Below are 3,216 nucleotides of genomic sequence, written 5' to 3' on the forward strand. Positions count from 1 at the left end.
CACAATGTAGAAGCGTTTCATCTTTAGACATTTACCTCTTCCTTAATCACGAATGTTGAACCTGTGTGCTAACGCCCTGTTAAGGGGTGAGCAACGCAATACCAAAGCCGCCGCATACCACCTTAATCATTTAAACCAACGCATAGTGAAAATGCCACGCGTTGCGAATCCCTCTTAAACAGATTGTTAGGCAAATTCTTTCCACTGTTCTTCATGCCTTAAATTGACTGAATACATATCCTTAAAGCTGTCTATCGCATTACTATAAGGCCATGCATCAAAGACTATAGCCATAGAATCAATAGCAGATCGATAAGCCCACAACGCAAAGGCTTTCGTATTTACTACACGCTCCCAATCAAAAGGATCATCAGAGACTTTGAAACCGTTCGAGCGTAACTTATTTACTAGTTTCTGTTCCTTTAGTGGCAATGACATGCCATTTGGAGTAAGCGTTAACGTTGATGCTTTAGGGTGAATTAACTCATTGCGAACATCTATAACGATCTGTAACTGTTGGATGGGCTTAGTAGCTTTAACATTGAAGCTGTCACCTTTAAGTGAACGATAAGCAACATCAAACTTCCATAAAGTTGGTTTGCGTTCAGACATTTCAAGAGCAACCGCCATTCTTACAAGAGGGTTCTCTAATCCATGCTGGTGAGCCTTATAACCATTACCAATTTGAACCATTTCATTCAAGAAAGCCTCAACAGCGGAGATTGATGTTGAAATAGCTGACAAAGCATCTCGATTAGAGTCATCAATTCTAGAAATTAAACGCCTTGTATCATTTAGCAGCGCTGGGGCTTTAATCATATAACCATGTGCAGATTGACTCATTTTTTCTCCATTTGCCTAACGCCGCATTAAGGTGCGAACAACGCTAAAACACCTAACCTAAGCCACTGTACCTTAAACACTAAAGCCAAGTTTAAACTGAAATCGCCAAGCGTTGTGAGTCACTCTTAAATGCTTTGTTAGGGCTTTATTGTAAGTGTTATCTGCTGTAATTGAGCTGCAACTTCCTTGTCCTTTGGCAAAGGAAATGCCCCAACTTTTTTTACGGCATCCTCACTAGCTATACATAAGTTTTCATGACCTGATGAGGCAAGCGATATAACTTGGCCGCTAGAGTTTAATGAAAATTGCAGCTTGCATTTTTCCCCTTGAAACATTTTAGAAGTATCCAACTGATTTTGAATGAGTTGGGTATAGACCTGGCCATACTTTACTAATTTGGATTTTTGAGGTTTATTTGCACACCCAGCTAAAGTAGCTATTAAAAAAAGTAGTATTGCCGTACCCTTCAAAAATGTTTTATCCATTTACATTCCTTTTAACTAGCAAATTTAGCCCTAACGCCAAATTAAGGTGTGAACAACGCTAACACATCACCTAAACCATTGTGCCATAAACACTAAACTTACTTGAAGTGAAAGCGCCGAGCGTTGTGAATCACTCTTAAATTTATGGTTATGTGCTTTACTTAATACTAAACTTATAGCCCCACTGACCATTTTCTTTAAGAAACACTAGAAAGCTAACCAAGCTAAATTTTTGTCCATTTTCTTGCATGTACTTATTAAATGCCTCGGCAGCGTCCAATAACTCATCGTTTGGTGAGAAAAAGTCACCTAGATTTTCACTGACAGCCTGCACAACCGAGACTCCACCGTTTTCAGGCTCCAGTAATACTTCAATACATTGCAAGTGCTTTGGAGATGACTCTATTATTGAAACGGCTATTTCCTTTGCATACTTAAGAAACAGCTTATCTTCGTATATATTGTCCATTACTTTCCTTTGAAATACGGCAGGCACATAACGCCGCATTAAGGTGTGAGCGACGCTTGGCTATACTTGAGCGAAGCGAAACTGCCAAGCGTTGTGAATCACTCTTAAATGCTTTGTTAACTGTCGCCTTCTTTAATTCTGGATATCACATCATTCACACTTTTCGCAACAGCTAGGGTATATAGGGATTTAATTAGCCAAACACATGTTAGCATTCCTGACATTATAAAAATTGCTTTCCAAGTATCTGCACTGAAGTAGATATCTTTAAAATCTGTTGTCGAAAATGTAACGATTATTGTTAACAAAATACCCAATGGAGCAACCCACTCAGACTTCCTCTCCATGCATTTCACATGGTCGTTTAAAATTAATCGGAGTTTGTCTTCCGTGATCTGGATAAGCTGTTGATCGACGTTAGAATGTACGGTCTTAATATCTACCGTTTTTCTTGCATAGGTGCCGGTGCTACTCATTCCACGCCCCCCAAACTAAACTGAAGATCCAATTTATGAACATTTCCAATTTTTTGTCCGCACACCAAAAGGTATAAGTTTTGCCCTTCAGTTTCACCAAAACGAACTTTTTCATCCAAGCCCATACCAACAGAGTCTTTCCAGTTTATCAATTCAATGACACCAAACTCTTCTCCCTCTTCTGAGTCACCATAAAATTTATACCTGCTATCTGACGAACTATCGTCTTTAGAAACTATAACTTTAACCTTAACATCCCAATTTTTTGCTTTGAATTCTATGAATGCACCCTCTCCTTCCAGCACAAGCAGAGTCTGATTGAAGACAACTTCTAAACCACCAACTGAAACCATTTATCCTCCTAGTTTTTGCCATTAGACAGTTAACGCCGCATTAAGGGGTGAACAACGCCACCACCCAACCTAAGCTATTGTGCCGTAAACACTAAAGTTGATTCAAACCAAAACTGCCAAGCGTTGTGAATCCCTCTTGAATGCTTTGTTAGTTGCCAAGCCCAAGACTAGGATTTGGAGTTTATTACCGCTTTGCCAACACCAATTTCTCGTGCTTTGAAAAACTCAAATCAGGCGCAGTTTCAAAGCGACTGTCACTGAAACCACTTGGAATATGCAGCGTCGTAGAAAACAGACTCACAACACCAAAAAGCTCTTTTTGGATAAACAATGTTACAGGACAGGCTTTTAACAAATAGAACGGTTTCTGAAACAGACAAACCAACCACACAAGAAACAAAGCACGATTTCACAAACCCAAATAACTAAAAATTGAAATACGTAAACCTAACCAAAAATACACGGGTATTAACCCTGAACATTCTGTTTTGGCTGCGTTTTCCTCGTTGGCAACTAACGCCGCGTTAAGTGGTGAACAACGCTAACCACCAAACCTAAAACATTGTACCTTAAACACTAAACTTAACTTA

5 protein-coding genes are annotated in these 3,216 nt (G+C 39.3%); all 5 read right to left on the minus strand.

The window, feature by feature from the left end; genetic code table 11:
- Positions 1–186: 186 nt before the first annotated feature.
- The 5 genes from ACQEXS_RS22310 to ACQEXS_RS22330 all read right to left on the minus strand — a co-directional run bounded on the left by ACQEXS_RS22310 (position 187) and on the right by ACQEXS_RS22330 (position 2,626).
- A complete protein-coding gene (locus tag ACQEXS_RS22310) occupies positions 187–843 on the minus strand; it encodes a hypothetical protein (protein ID WP_427015256.1) in 657 nt (218 codons plus the stop codon).
- 137 nt (positions 844–980) lie between these two features.
- Positions 981–1,328, minus strand: a complete 348-nt coding sequence (locus tag ACQEXS_RS22315) for a cell envelope integrity protein TolA (protein ID WP_427015257.1) — start codon at positions 1,326–1,328, stop codon at positions 981–983.
- A gap of 157 nt (positions 1,329–1,485) precedes the next feature.
- Positions 1,486–1,797 (minus strand): hypothetical protein, encoded by a 312-nt coding sequence (locus ACQEXS_RS22320; protein ID WP_427015258.1) that lies wholly within the window; start codon positions 1,795–1,797, stop codon positions 1,486–1,488.
- A gap of 116 nt (positions 1,798–1,913) precedes the next feature.
- Entirely contained in the window at positions 1,914–2,273 is a 360-nt protein-coding gene (locus tag ACQEXS_RS22325; protein WP_031777084.1) for a hypothetical protein, read from the minus strand.
- Positions 2,270–2,626, minus strand: coding sequence for a DUF6864 domain-containing function (locus ACQEXS_RS22330; RefSeq protein ID WP_021448788.1), 357 nt, complete (start codon positions 2,624–2,626; stop codon positions 2,270–2,272). The genes ACQEXS_RS22325 and ACQEXS_RS22330 overlap by 4 nt, the downstream gene beginning before the upstream one ends.
- Between the last annotated feature and the right edge of the window lie 590 nt (positions 2,627–3,216).

The sequence above is a fragment of the Vibrio sp. TRT 17S01 genome (assembly GCF_050113695.1).
Lineage (GTDB): Bacteria > Pseudomonadota > Gammaproteobacteria > Enterobacterales > Vibrionaceae > Vibrio.